Below are 17,754 nucleotides of genomic sequence, written 5' to 3'. Positions count from 1 at the left end.
CCGGCAACATTAATCCAATGCAGAACACCTTGAACTCTCTTGGCCGACATCAGCCACAAACGAATGAAGCTCCGAGTGAGGAGCCATGATCGGGAAGTAACCTTCACGTCCATCCCAGCCGTTTTGTAGACGATCTAAATAATCTCCAAAATGACGACATCAGGTGATGTTTCAACATAGAGTATGCTTGCTAGTTAAGGAGGGCGACTATTCGCCCGACGTATCGATGATGGAAATGGAGCTCAGACTAGTAATGGATTCCGGTTCAAGCCCGGCCTCGCGAGGGCCGGCTGGCGCTTATATCGAAGGCGAACTTGGCGCTCTCTATCTGCTCGCCCTGCTGACGGGCAATCGAGCACCTGGTATGCCAGACGCTAGGCTCGTCAGCGTCCGATTTCAAGGCACCGAGCACGGGTATAAGCTGGATGACCTGATCGCTTCTGGATCAGGGCCGGCCGGGGCCGCCATCCTCGAAATTCAGTCGAAGCGGGATATAACATTCTCGCCGGGGGACAACGTCTATAAGGATGTCGCCTGCCAGATCGCACGGAGTATGGTGAGTTCCGTTCCGGTGGATAGACACCTTCTCGGCATAGCGACGCAGCGGACCAGCCGCAAGATTTCCGGCGCTTATCAGGATGTACTCAAATGGGCACGGACAATGGAGAGCGCGACGGCGTTCTTCACTCGGCTAGGCGCCAGGGGCATCGCGAGCAAGGATATGCGCGACTTCGTAGCGACAACGCGAAAACACCTCGTCGCGGGCGGTGTAGCCGATGACGACGATGCGATCTGGCGGCTGTTACGACGCATGCTCATCCTCGAATTCGACTTCGAGGCGACATCACCGATCACCCGAACCTATGGGTATGCGCTGGCACGGATGGCGCTAGCCGACGAGGATCTTGGCCGTGCCGGGGCGCTATGGAGCCGGCTGGTCGACTTGTCAATAAAGACGGGAACTACCGGCGGTGAAATAGACCGAACGACCCTGGTGGCCAATCTCGCCGAAGCAGGGTTTCGGCTCGCTGGCGGCCGCGATTATAGTCAGGCACGTATAAAACTTGCCGAGCTTTCGCAGAATACGCTCGCCCATATCGGCACGAGCGTGGCGGGGGTATCCTTGTCTCGGCTGGAAGCAGTCGCTGCACTGGACGATGCATCCGAAATGCATCGTTTCGTAGAGGTTCGCGGGGATCCCGGTGTCGGGAAATCCTGGGTCCTTCGTCATCTCGCAGAGCGTGTTGCGCGCCAAGCTCCGATCATCCTCCTCGACCACGATGCGACGCCTCCGGGCGGCTGGCTCCCGTTTTCAAACGCTCTCGGAATCCCCGGATCGGCTGTGGAGTTCCTGACCGAACTGGCCGCAAGCGGGGGGGCGATACTGTTCATCGATGGCATTGACATGTTCGATGACTTCGGGCGCCAACGCACAATCGCCGAGCTCATGAGGGCAGCGAGCGCGATCCCGAACTTCAAGGTGATCGCCACTAAGCGAACTGCCAGCAACCCCGATATTGAGCACTGGCTCGATGATCAGATCGTTGCCGCAATGGGTGGCGCATACCCGATAATAGTCGGGCCACTGTCGGAGAATGAAGTCGCGACCCTGGTCGACCAAGCACCGGATCTCCGATCGCTGCTGGACCCGAAGCATCCCGCCGCCAGGCTTGCTCGAAATCTCTACCGGCTGTCCCGGCTGCTGAAAGTGCCTAGCGCTACAGGGATCCGGACCGAGGCCGCGATGGCTGGCTTCTGGTGGAGGAGCGCGGACGGCGCGCCTGCAAACGACGTTCGCGCCGCGCAGCGGCTGATAGCAGCGCTCGCCGGCAGCGCTCTCGAGTGCGAAGGAGGGCTTGAAATCGCAGAAGATTCGGCGGCGCGTTCGCATCTGATAGGGACGTTGACGCTGAGGGAAGTGCGGCGCGACCGCCTAGACTTCTATCATGACGTGCTGCGCGACTGGGCAATAGGCAACTATATCGCCGAGCATCCCCAGCGTCTGGCGGCTCTAGACATGAGCGTGCCGGTCTCACCACGGGTTGCCCGCGGCATCGAGTTCGCCGCCAGACTAGCTCTCGAATCCGATGTAGGTTGCAGCAGGTTGATCCAACTACTCGGGCAACTCTCGCCCACCGGGGCGCATGGATCCTGGCGACGTCAGGCGTTCCTTGCCTTATCGCGTTCGGAAGCCGGATACGAACTGCTCGAAAAGTGCAGTACCGGGTTACTTGCAGACGGGGCTGCTCTCCTCGTCGAATTGTGTACGACGATTACCGCGGTCGAGACGGTGGCGACGGCCGACCTGATGGCGATGCCGGAAGGGACCAAAGTAGACCTACCACGTTCCCATCGGACCGATGTAACCGGCTCAGCGCTTCAGGTGCTGCGCTGGGTGTTGGCACATTCGACCGAAATCCCGATGTCGGCGATCGGCTCCGTGATCGAACTGGTAAAGATACTGCTCTCTCTCTGTGAGCATATTCAGATATTCACCCGCCAAATTGCTGTAATGCTTTTTGGCTGGCTACGACAGCTCGATGTCGAAGCCGCCGATGTGACGATCCCTAGGGAAAGGAACCTTGGGCGGGCAGCGAGCGACGGGCGGAGCAGCATGATCGAGCAACTTCGCCTGGTCGCTATATTTCTCGGAAAGTTCGCACCTGATGAGCTCAAGGCGTATCTCAGAGAGGTAGGCCTTGAGCGGAACAACTACAAAGTCGATGCAATCCGACAGTTTTCGAAAGTGATCGCGCCGGTTGCGCCCGCCGAACTAGCGGAACTCGTATTAGCGAGCCTCCTCCAGACAAATAAACGGCGCGGCCGCCGTGATCGAATAATGGAGCAGGCCTTCACCTTCGCCGACAACAGCTACTTACCCGCATCGCCGGCACAGCCCCCTTTCTTCGATCTACTGGAGTCTGCGCCCGCCGAAGGATTGAAGTTGATCCGCACACTGGTAGCCGAGGCGATCGCGTTCAGCAGCAATGCACAGGCGTCGGAGAGTCGTGGCTTCACCGTCAATTTCGGCGATGATCCACGCTTCTTTCCCCGAATCGACAGCTATCTCTGGTCGCGGGATCAATGCCGCGAATATTCAGCAGCCTCCGGACTCAAGGCGCTGGAAGCATGGAGCCAGCAAAGGCTCGACGATGGTGTAGCGGTGGATGATGTGCTCGCCGATATCATCGGGCCCGAGGGCACCTGTGCCGCGTTCCTCCTAGTTGCGGTGGATGTACTGCTTTCACATTTCAACGTTACGCGCGATGCATTGGCGCCGTTCATAGCGGACCCAGAGTTACTGGCCACCGACCGCATGCGTCGGGACCGTGATATAGGATCCGGGATTGATCAGCTCACAATCGGGAAAGAGCCGGAGAACAAGGTAAGACTCGCTGATTTGAAGGGCCGCCCATCGCGACACGCGACCTTGTTCGACGTGGTGCATTTTTATCTGGGAGACGATCCAGTAGCAAACCGCCTGCGCGAGCAGCTGGGTGCGGCGGTCGCGGGCCTCGAGCCCATTCAATCCTACTCGAACTTTACTGACGCGCGGTTCATCGCACGGTTTGCCAACAATCTGCTGCAACGATCGAACTGGATCGACATCGGAGACGAAAAACTAGGGTATCGGCCGCCAGCGGACGAGGCCCAACATCTCGAAACGATGGAGAAACAGCGTGTCGCACGCTTGCGTTCGATCGAGGTCGAATCCTGCATCAGTTTGGCGATCGATGGCGAAGGTAAATACGCTACCGCCGAGACTGCGCGCGATGCGGTCGCTTATGCGGGCGGCGACCTTCCCGACGACAGCGACACCGACTACCTCAAGTCGCGCTCTACTAGGCTGATCACGACGGCCTTGCTGGTGACTCGCGACGGTGAAGACAGTCTGCTCGCTACCGAGGAGGCGTGGGTCCGTCAAGTCATTGCAATCGCGTTCGAGGAACATTCTGATCGCGGCACCGGATCACAGGATACGTTGTGCTTCAATCGGCCGGCGATTGCCATCCTTACTCTGATCAATCTTTGGGCACGGAAGGACAATGAAGCGGACCGGAACGCGCTGATCCGGCTCGCGACGCGAGAGGATCGCAGTGCGGGGCCTGCATTCTCAGCCGGACTTAAGCGGATCCTAAAAACCCAGCCCAAGCTCTTCAAGGCATCTATGCGCGCTGCGTTCGCAAGCATGATTTGGCGCTGGAAAAGCCACGACGAGGACGACAAGGCAGAGCATGCGCGCTTCGGGGCAGAGAGGACCGCTGCGGTCGATAACGCAGTCGCGGCCGAAATCGCCTGGTTGGATGGCGAGGCCGAACCTGCATGGCCGGCTTGGCCCGAGGAATACCCGATTCGGCGCCGCGGTTCGCGCCTCCACGTACCTAGACTCCTAATTTCTGCAGATTGTGGGGAAGAAGAGACGATCGAGTCAGCGGTCGCCGAGCCATCGTCGATCATCCACGTCAACAGCAAGGCGGCAGCGCAATGGCTGGCTATGGTCCAAGCCGCGCCCAAGGGATCAATCGATTGGCGGCAGGAGGTGGTCGAGGCTTACGTGGGCTGGACGACTCGGATGAACGGGCTAGGTCTACCAGTAGATATCGAGATAGATAACGATCCGCACGAATGGAATATGCACTACTACGCGCTGTTCGCCGAGCGACTGCTCGACGCCACCGATGCATCGTTCGAAGCAGATCTGAAACTCGTGACAAATCTGCCGGACGAGCCTTTCGGCAGGGTTGCGCAGACTATCATCCACTCGGCCGACGCGCTCTATTGCAACGATCCGCAGCGTCCGGCCATACGGCCTGCTGAGTTGCGTACCCGTTTGGCGCAACGCGTGATGGCACTCCACAGGTGGCAATGTGCCGATGATCCGTCCAGTTCACGGATCGACATGGAGAGCGGCGGGATCATCGCAAAGATAATGCTGAACACTTACAACCCGTTCAACGGGACGGAGAGCTATCTGCCGCCCGTGTTGTTCGACCGCGTCGACCCGCTCCTTCCAGCGATGAGACCGCTTCTAGCGGGCGGGCCGACGGCCTTCGTGGCTCTGTGCACGATGAATTTGCTCTTAGTCGAGACCCGCGCGCGTCACCTCGACTTCTTGCTCGAAGCGACCGAGGCTTGGTTTGGTCGCACACAAGCGCCCGAACTGTGGATCGACATGGGCATAGGACGAAAGGTAGTCAAATGGCTGGAGACGGCGATCATCCAAGAGCCGGAGTTGCTCGCACCAGCACATCCTTCGCGCGCCCGTATCGACCGCGCGCTCGGGCGGTTAGTCGGTGTTGGCATTGCTGAAGCCCATGAGCTCGAATTGAAAGTCGAAGCGGCAGATGGGGCGCATAGATAAGAAAACCGACTAACTTTAAAACGGCTTCAAAAGTACAGCTCTTTTAGCGTGTAAGACCTTCCGTATTAGCCGATTACGACCTATGGAATAGCAGTTTTTGTACGCGCTGCTGTAACACCTATTTGGCATGTAACACCTAATGGAGGCGAAAGACAAACTACGCGTAACATAAATAAAACCCTATAAATTCATACAGTTATGATTAATCGCAACACCTGTAACACCTGTAACACCTGTAACACCTGTAACACCTGTAACACCTCTTTTCAGTCCCCCGCCCCCATTATTGATAGCGCCGCCAGCGAAAGCTTGTCTGGCTAAAATCTACCAATGCAGAGCTCGAGCTCTGGAGCATCAAACGTTAGGACGCTTTGGAGGTGTTTTTTGCCCATAACGAACAAGGAAAACACAGCAACAGGTCTCAGCCTTCGCTTGGGAGTCTGGGGATTTTTCTATCGGTACGGGGTAGGAAACCCGCCGGATCACGTTAGTGGCGGGGCTCCAAAGTTAGTTGACTGGTTGACCGAGTTGACTGAGCCATTCGTTCACTATCCTGAACGAAACCCATGACCGTTACAGATCCGGTAAGGATGCGCTTTTATCTTCAAGATCCTTTCAATTTCAACGTTGAAATTTCAGTAACCTGGTGCGGCAGCCGCTACCACGATCCCGCGGGTTTAATGCCCCGTGCATCTCTGACTTCGTCAGGGTCCCCAGCACTGAATCTCACCCCTATCAGTCAATCTTGCCCTAATCCACTAGGAGTGAACCCCAGAGTCTGATCGGTGCCTAGAAAGATCGGCCATTTACCCTTCGCATGGGACTGCCGTTGGACACACTGATGGCAAGTTGATAGCGTTGGATCTAGATACCCCCACAAGGATGATGTGATGGCGAAGACGGCAAAAGGGTCAATGAGAAAGGTCGAGATTGCATGCGTGGCATGGATCGACCTTCTTGGATACGGAAGTCAAATCAGCGAATCAGGCTTTAATCCTGCACATGAATCCGCCGCTGCAGCGATTCACCGCCTTGATAGGTTTCATACCGCCGTCAGTGAAAAGGCAAATCGGTATTTTCCTACACTGGCAATGAATGACGGGGTAATTGCTTACAGGGATCTTTCACCTCGAGCCCACAGCGTCACTTACGACTTCCTACGAAGAAGTATTGATCTGTTCCATCATGTCAATAACGTTGATCAGAATGAGCTATCGCATCCAGGAGCGCGCATGGTCATTGCGCCAGGGTTCCGAGTCAGGCGCGTACATAGCTTCGAGCAACATTTGAATGATGGTAAAGGCAAACTGATCAAAACAAAGCTTAGGGAAGGGACTATCACCCCAGAGCAAGCGATTAACGAAGCACTTAAAGCCAGACAATATTTCGATGCTGTTCCGGAGCTTCAAGGAAATTTCGCACTCACTCGTGCTTATCTCGCAGACGAATCTGGATCAAAAGCAGGCCTTGGAGGTCCGAACTGTTTCGTTGACCTCAGTCTTTTCTCCAGCACACTCCCTGACTGGATTACCTTTTCAGAAACCATCGACTGGGAGTCACGAGGCATGCAAGCGCAGTTTGGGCGTCTAGCTGGCATCAATCATGAGGTAGCAGGTCGAGTCCAGAGCGAGGGTATTCTTAGCGCCTTCGACATTGCGAAAACCTTGAGCAATGATCACGAGATTGAAGCCAAACTTCGCCAAGAGCGGTTTAGAATAGTTCGATGAAACCTACCCTAGGGCTGCTAATAATGTATCCCTACCTGTATCCCTGACCTTATAATCCCGCTACAAGGCACGGATTATATAGAACGCACGAGTCTCCCTCGGGCACCATCTTAAAGAAAGACCTTGAAATTCAAGGTCTTTTTTTTCGCCTGTAAAAAAGTGCCGGGCGTGGCAGTGGAGGTAGCGGGACCATGGAGTTGACGCTTGAAGCGGTTGCGTTGTTCGCGTTGAAGCTGGTGCATGAGACTGACCACGGCAGCCCATTGCTGCGCGATGATCCCGTGATGGAGGGCTATGATCGCGAGGTGTTCGGGTTGTTAGTGCGCCAGGGAAACCTGGCTGAAATCCAGTTGAAGCTCGATGAGTGCATCACCCAGGCGTTGATTGCATTGGGTGGAGCGGACAGCGTTCTCGGGCGTGAATTGCAAAGGCTATCCACCGATGTGCAAAACATCGCTCGTCTTGATGAGTTGGCCTGCCCACTGACCGTACTAAAGGGCTATCTGAAAGATGTGCAATGAATCGTTGATCAGCATAACGGCCAGGTAAACCATCAACACCGCCACCCCTGCATCCAGCCAACGCCAGACCGCTGGCTTGCGAAACAATACCGTCAATCGCTGACAGCACAGCGCCAACACCACGAACCACACGAGTGATGCCGTCATGGCGCCTGTCGCGAACAGCGCCTGTTGGCCCGCAGGTTTCGTGGCACCGATGGAACCAATCAGCACCACGGTATCGAGCCAGGCGTAAGGGTTGGCAAAGCCGAGTATGACCGCCGAGCGCAACAGCCCTCTTTGCGAGTTGCCGCCCTGAGCGTCCGGCATGGACTGATCCCGGATGCAGGCCAACAGACGTTGGCCACCAAACCAAAGCAGATAGGCCGCGCCGGACAACAGCAATAGTGCCATCACCTCAGGCCTGCTTCCCAATAACGAACCTAAACCCGTGACCCCGAAAGCGATCAGGAAAATATCGGCCAATACGCAAATAGCGACAACGCCCCAGATCGGCCCGCGACCGACACCTTGGCGGATCACCAAGGTGTCTTTCGGGCCAGGGGCGGCGAACAGTCCGATACCCAAGAGCAAACCTTCGAGGTAAAGGGCATTGAAGTGAGGAAACATGGACTGTTCGAGCCCTCCAGGACTATTTAGCGCAGTTGAATCGGTTGATTACCGAAACCGGTATGACGAGCATTCACAGTACTGCCTAGATCAATGGTTTTTTGGCGGTAAAAGGTCGTTAGCAACTGATCCGGATTGGGATTTGCAAAGTAGATCAATGAACTTCTGGCAACCGGTTTGCTGGGCGCAAGTACAGCATGGTAGGCGGCAGGCACGGCATGATCGGAGAGTTCTGTCAGCAAGGAACCCGCCAACACCGCGACCTCGTTCTCCAGAAGGCGTACTGGCTCCAACGCTCGTCCTTTCGTCAAAACCAGCCCTTCGCGGGTAGGTTTGATAAACGAAAGCATATGCCCGTCTTCATGAGGATCCTGGGCATATTTACGAGAACTGTCTTTGGCCTGTGGACCATAGACGCACAACTGGATGTACGATGCCGAGCGAAAGGGGGCCAAGGATTGAACGCCAAACTCCTCGCAAATACCATCCACCACTCCCTGGGCCAACTCGCTCATCTGTCGCTCATAACTGCCGACTGCGGCCACGAAAGTACTTCGGGTGAATTCGAAAGCGGTTCTTTTTGAAGCGTGCGCGGGCCAGTAACAAAACCGCTCGCACAGGTCCGGGTGATCCTCGGCAAGGGAGTACTCGGCGCCAAAAGGGAAAAACCCATCTGTGTCCTGGGCAAAGGAAAATTCATCCTTGATGGCCTGGGGAATGGCCGAATACCCATCAATGATCTTTTTGTAGTCCTGCAACATCGCATCAGGAATTTGCAGGATGCCAAAGCCTGATCGGGCAATGGATTCGCAGCATGCTTTAAATTGAGACATAGCTATATCCAAAGATAGTTGTAAAGGAATGCAACACACCAGGTTCGCAAGCATGCGAGAAACCGCGACACTGGATATAGTCAAACAGAAAGGGACCGATCCATGTCCTTCACAACGTCGCTAGCAGGTTGCGAGTGTGCACGGTTCAATACACGCGACGGCGAGCAAGTTGTCCTTTTTGGCGAACAAGTTGACGACTTTTTTCAAGGATTGGGATCACATACGGACATGAGCATCAAAACCCGCGACACCCTTCAGGCACTGGTCATACGACGCAGCCGGGAACTGGGAAAGTCCATGACTACCCTGGCTAAGGAAGCCGGCATTTCGCGAACCTATTTGTACGGATTGGCGGGTGGCATTTCAAAAGATCCGTCGGTACGCACCTTGATCAAATTGGCCAGGGCGCTGCAGGTGTCCCCCTTAATGCTGTTCCGCTACTTCGCCGATTTGTCCGGCTCGCCGGTCGATGCGCACTCAATGGCAACCACCAACCGAGCCATCGGCCTGCATGATCCTGGCGACGTTGTGGTATTCAACGCCGATGTCACCACCCCCGACCAAACCGTCGTGTTGCCAGGCGAAACATTCCAGAAAACCTGGGAGATCCAGAATGTCGGCACCCGCGCCTGGCGCGGCCGACGATTGGTACGAGTAGACGGTGAATACGTCATCGCCCGTCGAACGGCGACAGGCGCGCCCCTGGAAGTGGTGATGGGCAGCCATCTGCGCAGCCTTGACAGCGAGGTGCCGATCGCCGAAACCCTGCCTGGGCAGCCGGTGCATATCACGGTGGAGTTTGGAGCGCCGCGGGAGACCTGTACGGTCACCTCGATCTGGCGTATCGAAGATGAACACGGGCGCCCCTGCTACGGACCTGCATTCATCCTGCATGTGATCGTCAACGTCATGGCACGCTGAAAGCAGATTTAGCGCCGCCCTTCCACCGCCATCCGCACCGCCAAGCCCATCAACACCGACCCCATCAGCCAGCGCTGCAGCACCTGCCAACCTGGCCGGGTAACGAAGAACACCGCGATGGACCCCGCCATGCAGGCAATCACCGCGTTGACGCTCACACTGATAACAATCTGCAGGGAGCCCAGCGCCAGGGATTGCATCAGCACACTGCCATGCCCATTCGGATCGATGAACTGGGGCAGCAACGACAAATACATCACCGCCACTTTGGGGTTGAGCAGGTTAGTGACCAAGCCCATGGTCACTAACCTGCGCGGGCTGTCCTTGGGCAAGTCACGCACCTGGAATGGCGAGCGCCCACCCGGTTTGACCGCCTGCCAGGCCAGGTACACCAGATACAGCGCACCGCCGAGCCGCAACGCGTCGTAGGCAAACGGCACCGCCATCACCAACGCCGTGATACCCAGCGCCGCGCACACCATATACACCACAAACCCCAGCGCCACTCCGCCCAGGGAAATCAACCCGGCCGTGCGCCCCTGGCAGATGGAACGGGAAATCAGGTAGATCATGTTCGGCCCGGGTGTCAGTACCATGCCGAGTGAAATCAGGCCGTAGGCGAGCAAGCTGGACATATCAGGCATGGATTGGCTCCTGGTTTTTTAGGCTGCCAGCGTGAATCCTTCGCCGACGCGGTCGTGTTGAGCGTCATGCTAGGGGCTCGCAGGCCCAGGCGTTAGATACAGATCCGCAAGCAAAACGTCATACACCGGCGGCACCACTTACCCAGGACAGGCACATGATTGACTTCAACAACAAAGGCTTCTTCAAACTCAAGCAAAACAACGAATACGCCGAACGCGTAGCGGCCCTGCTGCTGGACGGCGAAGAAGTGGTCGACGCCTACAAGGCCATGCGTGACGGGGTCGTGTTCACCACTAAACGCATCATCGCGGTGAACGTGCAGGGGATTACCGGCAGCAAGAAGGACTTCACTTCATTGCCGTACAAGAACATCGTGGCGTACTCGGTGGAAACGTCCGGGACGTTTGATCTTGATTCGGAGTTGGAGATTTACTTTTCGTCGTTGGGGAAGGTGAAATTTGAATTCACTGGGAAGACCTCGATAGTGGAAATCTCGCGGCTGATTTCCAAGCACCTGCTGAGTTGATCCGTAGGCACAAGCCGCCGTCAGGGCGGAACCCTAAGTGGCCGTTACCTCAGGAATGGATATGTACTCGGTATAACTGTGTCAGCTGTCAGGCCGTCTTCGCAGGCAAGCCAGCTCCCACATTTGGATCGCAGCGCGTCAGTTAGACCAGCACTGGCTGTCAGGCCGTCACGGGAGCAAGCTCCCTCGCCACAGGTCCAGCGTCGCGCCGAAGTTGTGTGATACCTATGCTGCGATGACGCCAGCCCCCATACGTGTTGAAGAAAATTGCCCTCGAGAGAAAGTTAGAGGGTTCGCGTTCTATGATTATCAAATCCAAAGAGCAGGCCTACTTACATAGTAGGCCTTCCCTTTTCTGCTATTTACTTCTTCCTGGGCTTTCCTGCATCGTCCCGCTTATCGCGAACCTGGCCATCTTTATTTCTTGATCGCGGCTGCTCGCCACCACCGGGCTTCGGAACATTAACATTTGGATTCAGAGGTCTTCTATCTGTCATTTTAGTTTCCTCAAGGTACGTTGGACTTACTCAGGAAAATCACAGCCGCTGAATCACTAAATACTCAGGCACCCACTTAATCGAACTGCTGGTGGTCACCGGCCACTCCAGAGACTAGCGAATGGCCATCACCATAGCTATCCCGCTCATCGGAGCCATATCCCATTCCCAATTCCTGTGCCTGCAGCGCCAAAGCCTCCATACATATCTGACTCACAATATCCTGCCGTTCTTTCAACGTACTTAAGCGCACAACCCGAGCTCGCCTAATTTTAAGTCGCCCCTCAACCCCGTCGAAGTACACCATCATTCCCGCCCCCTACTCAAACGCCTGCCATACCAAACCGCCCCACTCAACGCTGCGCCCAAAACCACAACCCCATTCCCAATCAACCAAAACCCAAAATTCCTGCTCTGATCCGCATCCCCTTGGTAAAACGGCCCAAAATACGCAGACACGGCCACCACCAAACCGTTAAACACTCCGAGCGCCACTACAACCACCCCGACGACAAACACCACGCCCTTAACCAATTTCATATGACCTTCCAAAACCAGATTTCCCTGGACTCGTGATAATCAGAGAACGTCCCCTCAATCGAAAACCCCAGCTGGATACGCGGATAACTCAGCCAATCCGTCAACCGCCGTCCATTCCAAAGGTCAATGTGGTCACCGCTGCGATTGCCAAACGTCTCATTCCCTCGGCGCCAAAAATCTTTGAAAAAGATAATGCCTTGCTGCCCCGCCAACACCTCTTCGAAATCCTCAGGCTTTATCTTCTTCGGGCGCTGCAAACCGGGGATATTCGCACCACTTAGAGCTTTGGCCATTTCCTCAGCCGCCAACACATGGCCCTCGCTCTTGGCATGCTGCCAACAATAGCGCACGCCTCTCAACCGGCTCAGGTCGGCGCCTGACCTGCGCAGTGCTACACCCAGGTTAATGGCGCATTGGTCACTGAAATTTTTGGCGCCGTTGGTTCTACAAGGGGCGGCGTCTCCGAAGATTTCGGGGTGGTTTTTCCATAGGGAGTTGAACGTCAGCATTAGGCGTTTCCATCGCGTATTTGTCACACGAACGTAGCAAACGCTTTGCCGATAATGGCGAGGTCAGGCGCAAATCAGAACGGTCCTACTTGTGTGTAGGCTTTGGATGCTGGCTAACACTCACACGGTGCTTTGTTGTAGGAGCGAGCTTGCTCGCGAAAAACGTCAACGATGACGCGTGCTTCCTGAATGAATGCGACGCCTGTGAGCTTTTCGCGAGCAAGCTCGCTCCTACAGAGGACAGAGGGCGTGATGCGTGCCAGCCTGGGCGCCTCACTTGGGCTGGAATGTCTCCAAATAAGCCAGGATATTTTCAATCTTCTCCTGGTCACTGATCCCCCAGAAAATCATCCGCGTGCCACTCACCACCGACTTCGGATTTTCGATATAGGCCGCCAGTTTTTCCCGCGTCCACACCACGCCCGAATTTTTCATCGCATCCGAGTACTGGTAGTCCGTTGTAGTACCGGCAGGCCGGCCAATGATGCCGTTCAGTTCCGGGCCAAAACCGCCCCGCGCGCCTTCACCGATGCTGTGGCAGCCGCCGCAGGTCTTGGTGAAGAGTTTGCCGCCCGCCTCGGCGTCGCCCGCAGCGAGCGCGGGGGCAGCGATAACAGTGAGGGCGAGGGTCAATAACACATACTTCATTCAGGTCTCCCTATCGGCTGTTGCCCTCGATTATGCCTGTTCGACCGGCCTTTCCCCCAGCCGCTCCACCAGGCGTACCAGATAACCATCCGGGTCTTGCACGATAAACTGGCGTTGCCCGGCCTCCACGTCACCGGCTCGGTACCAGGCGTCTTCTACATCGCGGAACAATGGCCAGCCAAGTTGCGCCAGGCGTTGCAGGATGGGCGTCACGGCGGGCACATCGATTTGCAGGTTGATGCCGCGCCCGAACGGTGGCTGCAACGGTGCGGTCAGCCACTGGCCGGCTTCAGGGTCATATTGTTCGAGCATGATTTGCGCGCCGTGCAGGTCGAGGTAGGCAAAGCCTTCTTCTGCGCGCTGATAGGCAATGGCGAAACCTAACTGTTCGACCCAGAACGCCAGGCCGGCGCTGAGGCGGGTGACGATCAGTTCCGGCACGAGCGGGTTACGGTTAAACATGACATTCCTTGGGACGGCAGGGTGGCGTTCACCTTAACGGATTGTCGTGCCCATGGCTCACAAGCGGCCAAACGACCACCCATCGATTAAAAAACATCCAATCGAACCTATCCGGCCACCTTCCACTCCACCTTACTGAACCCCCTGATGGTGGAGTAAGGATCATGGCTCAGCCATCGATTTTGGTATTGGAAGACGACGAGATCATTCGGGCGTTGATGGTGGATGTGCTGGAAGACTTTGGTGCGGTGGTGACATCGTTTGCATCGGCGGACGAAGGAATGATTTACCTGGAGCGCGGCGATGACCCCGTGGATTTGATTGTCAGTGATATTCAAATGCCCGGCTTGCTCAATGGTTATGACTTGAGCCGTGTCGTCGCCCACCGCTGGCCTGAAGTACAGGTGGTGCTGACCTCAGGTAATACGAAAATCGCCTCCGAATTGGGCAGTTCTGTACGTTTTCTGCCCAAGCCTTGGAGCACCGACCACTTGCTTGAGTGCGTGCAGACAGCATTGACGCACTAGGGCTTGTTCCTGCATTGATAGCAGCGCGATATCATGTCAACCGAACTTGAGGGCCCGTTCTGCGGTCATGTAAGGTGCAAGGAGCGACTTTTCTGATCCACTGGTCAGCCTTTTCGCTTCTGCGTTCAGCTGACGACAATGAGTTGTGTAGAATCGTCGCCCATTTTCATGCGTCATTCATGGCCGACAGGCCCACAGTTCGAGCTCATTGAATGCATTCACAGGCCCATGACGTTAGTGCGCCCTCCTTGTTGGAAACGTTGCGCACGGGCACGGGCCTGCTGCATGTGGCGTTGGAACAGCGCCTGCCGTTTTTTTCCGAACGCCTGGATGCCCAGTGGTATCGGCGCTTGCTGCAGGCGTACTACGGCTTTTATCAGCCGATGGAAGCGGCTCTGTATGATAGCGGCTTGATTCCCGATGGATATGAGTCTGCGTTGCGTGTGAAAACGCCAACACTGGGGCATGACCTGCACGCACTCGGCCTGACTGACCACGCCATCCATGCCTTGCCTCGTTGCCCCCAACTCCCCGCATTAGACACACCGGCTGCGTGCCTCGGCGCCCTGTACGTGCTGGAAGGCGCCACCCTGGGCGGCCAAGTGCTGCGCCGGGAAATGGCCCTGCGCCTGGGTGTGAACGCCGACAACGGCGGTGCCTTTCTCAATGTATACGGCGCCGAGACCGGACGGCGCTGGAAAGATTTCCTCGATTATCTGGCCCGCCAGCCACTGGATACACATACCGCCGTGCGCGCGGTGATGGCGGCCCGTTCGACATTCAGCGGCTTTGAGCAATGGCTCGACAGCCAGGAGGTATTGCTATGAAACCCGAAGATTTTGAAGAGCTGCTTGCCAACTGCGCCGACGAACCCATTCGTTTTCCGGGGGCCATCCAGCCCCACGGCGTGCTGCTGACCTTGTCGGAACCTGGCCTGAACATCATTCAGGTAAGTGCCAACGTTGGTACGTTGTTCGGCCACACCCCGGAGGCGCTGCTGGATCAACCGTTGCACAGGTTGATTGGCGAGGAGTACGCCCAGGCCGTGCAAACCATGGCCGAGGACAGCGCATTCCTGGACTCGCCGCCCCTGCTCGTCACCTTCAAGGGTGAGCAGTTCGAAGGCCTGTTGCATCGCCACCAGGGTGTGTTGGTGCTGGAATTCGAACCCCGGCTCAAGGATTTCAAACCCCGTGCGCACAATGGTCGCACCAGCGACCTGGGCAAAATGCTGCACCGCCTGCAATCGGCAAAAACCTTGCAGGCGCTCTACACCATCAGCGTCAACGAAATCCAGGCCATGACCGGTTATGACCGGGTGCTCATCTATCGCTTCGAAGAAGAAGGCCATGGCCAGGTGATCGCTGAAGCTTCAGCGCCGTCCATGGAGTTGTTCAACGGGCTGTTCTTCCCCGCATCCGACATCCCCGAACAGGCTCGCGAGCTGTACCGCACCAACTGGCTACGCATCATCCCGAATGCGTCCTACGAACCGGTACCGCTGCTGCCCAAATTGCGCCCGGACACGGGCCAGCCCCTGGACCTGAGCTTCGCCACCCTGCGCAGCGTGTCGCCGATTCACTGCCAGTACATGCAGAACATGGGCGTGTTGTCGTCCATGAGTATTTCACTGATGAAGGGCGACAAACTCTGGGGCCTGATCAGTTGCGGCAACCGCGAGCCACTGCTGGTGCCTAATGATTTGCGCATGGCCTGCCAGACCATCGGCCAGGTGCTGTCATTGCAGATCAGTGCCATGGAGACTCTGGAGCTGACCCGCCAGCGCGAAGAAAAAGTCGAGGCGCTGGCGCTGCTGGACCTGGCGATGAAAGCCTCTGCCAATAACGTGTTTGACGGACTGGCCCAGCAAGGCCGGCTGCTGATGGACCTGACCCTCTCCGGTGGCGTGGCGATCATCGAAGATAAGCAATTGCACCGCTACGGCAACTGCCCCGAACCGGCGCAGATACGCGCACTGCACCAGTGGTTGCAGGGCAACGGCGCACCGGTATTTTCCAGCCATAACCTGGCCTCGGTTTATCCGCCTGCCGCCGAATATCAGAGCGTGGCCAGCGGCGTGCTCGCCATGAGCTTGCCCAAGCCTGTGGATAACGGCGTGCTGTGGTTTCGCCCGGAAGTCAAAGAGAACATCCACTGGAGTGGCGACCCGAACAAGCCGCTGAACCTGGAAACCTGCGACGCGGGCATGCGCCTTCGCCCACGCACGTCGTTTGAAATCTGGAAAGTGGAAATGGCCGGCATCTCCACCAAATGGAGCCATGGCGACCTGTTTGCCGCCAATGATTTGCGCCGCTCGGCCCTGGAGAACGACCTGTCCCGCCAAGTGCTGCGCGAGCAACAAGCGGTGCGTGCGCGGGACGAGCTGGTCGCGGTGGTTTCCCACGACCTGCGCAACCCCATGACCGTCATCTCTATGCTCTGCGGCATGATGCAAAAAGCCTTCAGCTCCGATGGCCCTCACACCTCACGGCGCATCTCTTCCGCCATCGACACCATGCAACAGGCTGCCGGGCGCATGAACGTATTGTTGGAAGACTTGCTCGACACTTCGAAAATCGAGGCCGGACGCTATATGGTCAAGCCGGTGGCGCTGGACGTCAGCCAGATTTTTGAAGAGGCGTATTCGCTGCTGGCGCCCCTGGCCTCGGAAAAGGGCATAGACCTGTCGTTCAATGTCGAGCCTGGCCTGCAGATCAAAGCCGACCCGGAGCGCTTGTTCCAGGTGCTGTCAAACCTGATCGGCAACGCGATCAAGTTCACCCCGCGTCAGGGCAACATCGGCATCAGCGCCATGAGCAACGGCGAGGAGATTGTATTTTCGGTGCGCGACTCCGGTGAAGGCATTGCACCGCACGACTTGCCTCATGTGTTCGATCGCTATTGGACCCAGACTGAAAACAACCCCACCGGCAGCGGGCTGGGGCTGTATATCACCCAAGGGATTGTCCAGGCCCATGGTGGGCGCATCGAAGCCGAAAGCGAATTGGGCCGCGGCAGTGAATTCAGGTTTACGGTGCCTAAGCCTGCTTGAAACGCGCTCGAATCCTACAAGCCAAACATTTGGTTACCTATGGCCGGGAACGAAAAAACCGGCCAGCTCCACTCAATCAGTGCGCAGTCAAAGGGAGTATTGATGCGAAAACAATCCTCCAATTGAGTAAGGGGTTTTACCGATGATCGTTGGCAATTCGTTTAACAGCTTCAGCTATAACATCCAGCAAGGCTTGAAAGATAACCAGCCTCCAGCCAATCCCGCACCTGCCTCTTCGCCGGTTGACAGCAACCAACAGGGGCAACACACACAACCAAAACGCGGTAATTCGAACCTGGATCCTCTCGGCCAAGGCTACCTGCCTTAAACCGTTGCTGATCACCGGCAAACACGTGCAGCGCACGCCGCTGCACT

At 56.6% G+C, this 17,754-nt stretch carries 15 protein-coding genes; 8 read left to right on the top strand and 7 right to left on the bottom strand.

Annotated features, from left to right (window positions below; translation table 11 throughout):
• The first annotated feature begins 163 nt into the window (after positions 1-163).
• From DK871_RS07785 to DK871_RS07775, 3 genes are all read left to right on the top strand, one after another.
• Positions 164-5,362, top strand: a complete 5,199-nt coding sequence (locus DK871_RS07785) for an AAA family ATPase (RefSeq protein WP_161904587.1) — start codon at positions 164-166, stop codon at positions 5,360-5,362.
• A gap of 890 nt (positions 5,363-6,252) precedes the next feature.
• Positions 6,253-7,089, top strand: a complete 837-nt coding sequence (locus tag DK871_RS07780; protein WP_161904586.1) for a hypothetical protein — start codon at positions 6,253-6,255, stop codon at positions 7,087-7,089.
• Positions 7,090-7,280: 191 nt separating this feature from the next.
• Positions 7,281-7,610 (top strand): hypothetical protein, encoded by a 330-nt coding sequence (locus DK871_RS07775; protein WP_161904585.1) that lies wholly within the window; start codon positions 7,281-7,283, stop codon positions 7,608-7,610.
• Here DK871_RS07775 and DK871_RS07770 read toward each other — a convergent pair.
• The gene (locus DK871_RS07770) at positions 7,581-8,219 is read right to left on the bottom strand and encodes a LysE/ArgO family amino acid transporter (RefSeq protein WP_044268254.1); all 639 of its coding nucleotides are present in this window, start codon (positions 8,217-8,219) and stop codon (positions 7,581-7,583) included. The two genes, DK871_RS07775 and DK871_RS07770, sit on opposite strands and share 30 nt — an antisense overlap.
• 26 nt (positions 8,220-8,245) lie before the next feature.
• Positions 8,246-9,052, bottom strand: coding sequence for a 2OG-Fe(II) oxygenase family protein (locus DK871_RS07765; protein ID WP_161904584.1), 807 nt, complete (start codon positions 9,050-9,052; stop codon positions 8,246-8,248).
• Between the two features lie 102 nt (positions 9,053-9,154).
• Here DK871_RS07765 and DK871_RS07760 point away from each other — a divergent pair, with 102 nt between their 5' ends.
• Entirely contained in the window at positions 9,155-9,973 is an 819-nt protein-coding gene (locus DK871_RS07760) for an NBR1-Ig-like domain-containing protein (protein ID WP_256677395.1), read from the top strand.
• Between the two features lie 8 nt (positions 9,974-9,981).
• On the opposite strand, the gene DK871_RS07755 is transcribed toward DK871_RS07760, so the two are convergent.
• Positions 9,982-10,617 carry a LysE family translocator gene (locus DK871_RS07755; protein ID WP_137203876.1) on the bottom strand — a complete coding sequence of 212 codons (636 nt, stop codon included), beginning with the start codon at positions 10,615-10,617 and terminating at the stop codon, positions 9,982-9,984.
• Between the two features lie 155 nt (positions 10,618-10,772).
• Between DK871_RS07755 and DK871_RS07750 the strand changes: the two genes are divergently transcribed.
• Positions 10,773-11,144, top strand: coding sequence for a PH domain-containing protein (locus DK871_RS07750; protein ID WP_014719840.1), 372 nt, complete (start codon positions 10,773-10,775; stop codon positions 11,142-11,144).
• An 803-nt stretch (positions 11,145-11,947) separates the two neighbouring features.
• Here the strand turns inward: DK871_RS07750 and DK871_RS07745 are convergent.
• From DK871_RS07745 to DK871_RS07730, 4 genes are all read right to left on the bottom strand, one after another.
• On the bottom strand, positions 11,948-12,181 hold the full coding sequence (locus DK871_RS07745) for a hypothetical protein (protein WP_161904583.1): 234 nt from the start codon (positions 12,179-12,181) through the stop codon (positions 11,948-11,950).
• Positions 12,178-12,690 (bottom strand): type VI secretion system amidase effector protein Tae4, encoded by a 513-nt coding sequence (locus DK871_RS07740; RefSeq protein ID WP_161904582.1) that lies wholly within the window; start codon positions 12,688-12,690, stop codon positions 12,178-12,180. Before DK871_RS07740 ends, DK871_RS07745 begins: the two co-directional genes overlap by 4 nt.
• A 273-nt stretch (positions 12,691-12,963) precedes the next feature.
• Positions 12,964-13,338 carry a cytochrome c family protein gene (locus DK871_RS07735; RefSeq protein ID WP_161904581.1) on the bottom strand — a complete coding sequence of 125 codons (375 nt, stop codon included), beginning with the start codon at positions 13,336-13,338 and terminating at the stop codon, positions 12,964-12,966.
• A 30-nt stretch (positions 13,339-13,368) separates the two neighbouring features.
• Positions 13,369-13,800, bottom strand: a complete 432-nt coding sequence (locus tag DK871_RS07730; protein ID WP_161904580.1) for a VOC family protein — start codon at positions 13,798-13,800, stop codon at positions 13,369-13,371.
• Between the two features lie 164 nt (positions 13,801-13,964).
• Between DK871_RS07730 and DK871_RS07725 the strand changes: the two genes are divergently transcribed.
• From DK871_RS07725 to DK871_RS07715, 3 genes are all read left to right on the top strand, one after another.
• Entirely contained in the window at positions 13,965-14,327 is a 363-nt protein-coding gene (locus tag DK871_RS07725; protein ID WP_060766113.1) for a response regulator, read from the top strand.
• Between the two features lie 212 nt (positions 14,328-14,539).
• On the top strand, positions 14,540-15,154 hold the full coding sequence (locus tag DK871_RS07720) for a biliverdin-producing heme oxygenase (RefSeq protein WP_161904579.1): 615 nt from the start codon (positions 14,540-14,542) through the stop codon (positions 15,152-15,154).
• Positions 15,151-17,379: an ATP-binding protein gene (locus DK871_RS07715; protein WP_161904578.1), complete on the top strand. Its 2,229-nt coding sequence runs from the start codon at positions 15,151-15,153 to the stop codon at positions 17,377-17,379. The genes DK871_RS07720 and DK871_RS07715 overlap by 4 nt, the downstream gene beginning before the upstream one ends.
• The last annotated feature ends 375 nt before the right edge of the window (positions 17,380-17,754 follow it).

It is taken from the genome of Pseudomonas sp. L13 (assembly GCF_009935965.1).
GTDB classification, from domain to species: Bacteria; Pseudomonadota; Gammaproteobacteria; order Pseudomonadales; family Pseudomonadaceae; genus Aquipseudomonas; species Aquipseudomonas lactis.
The sequence above is the reverse complement of the archived record's forward strand: the minus strand, read 5'-3'. Positions and strand labels throughout refer to the sequence as shown.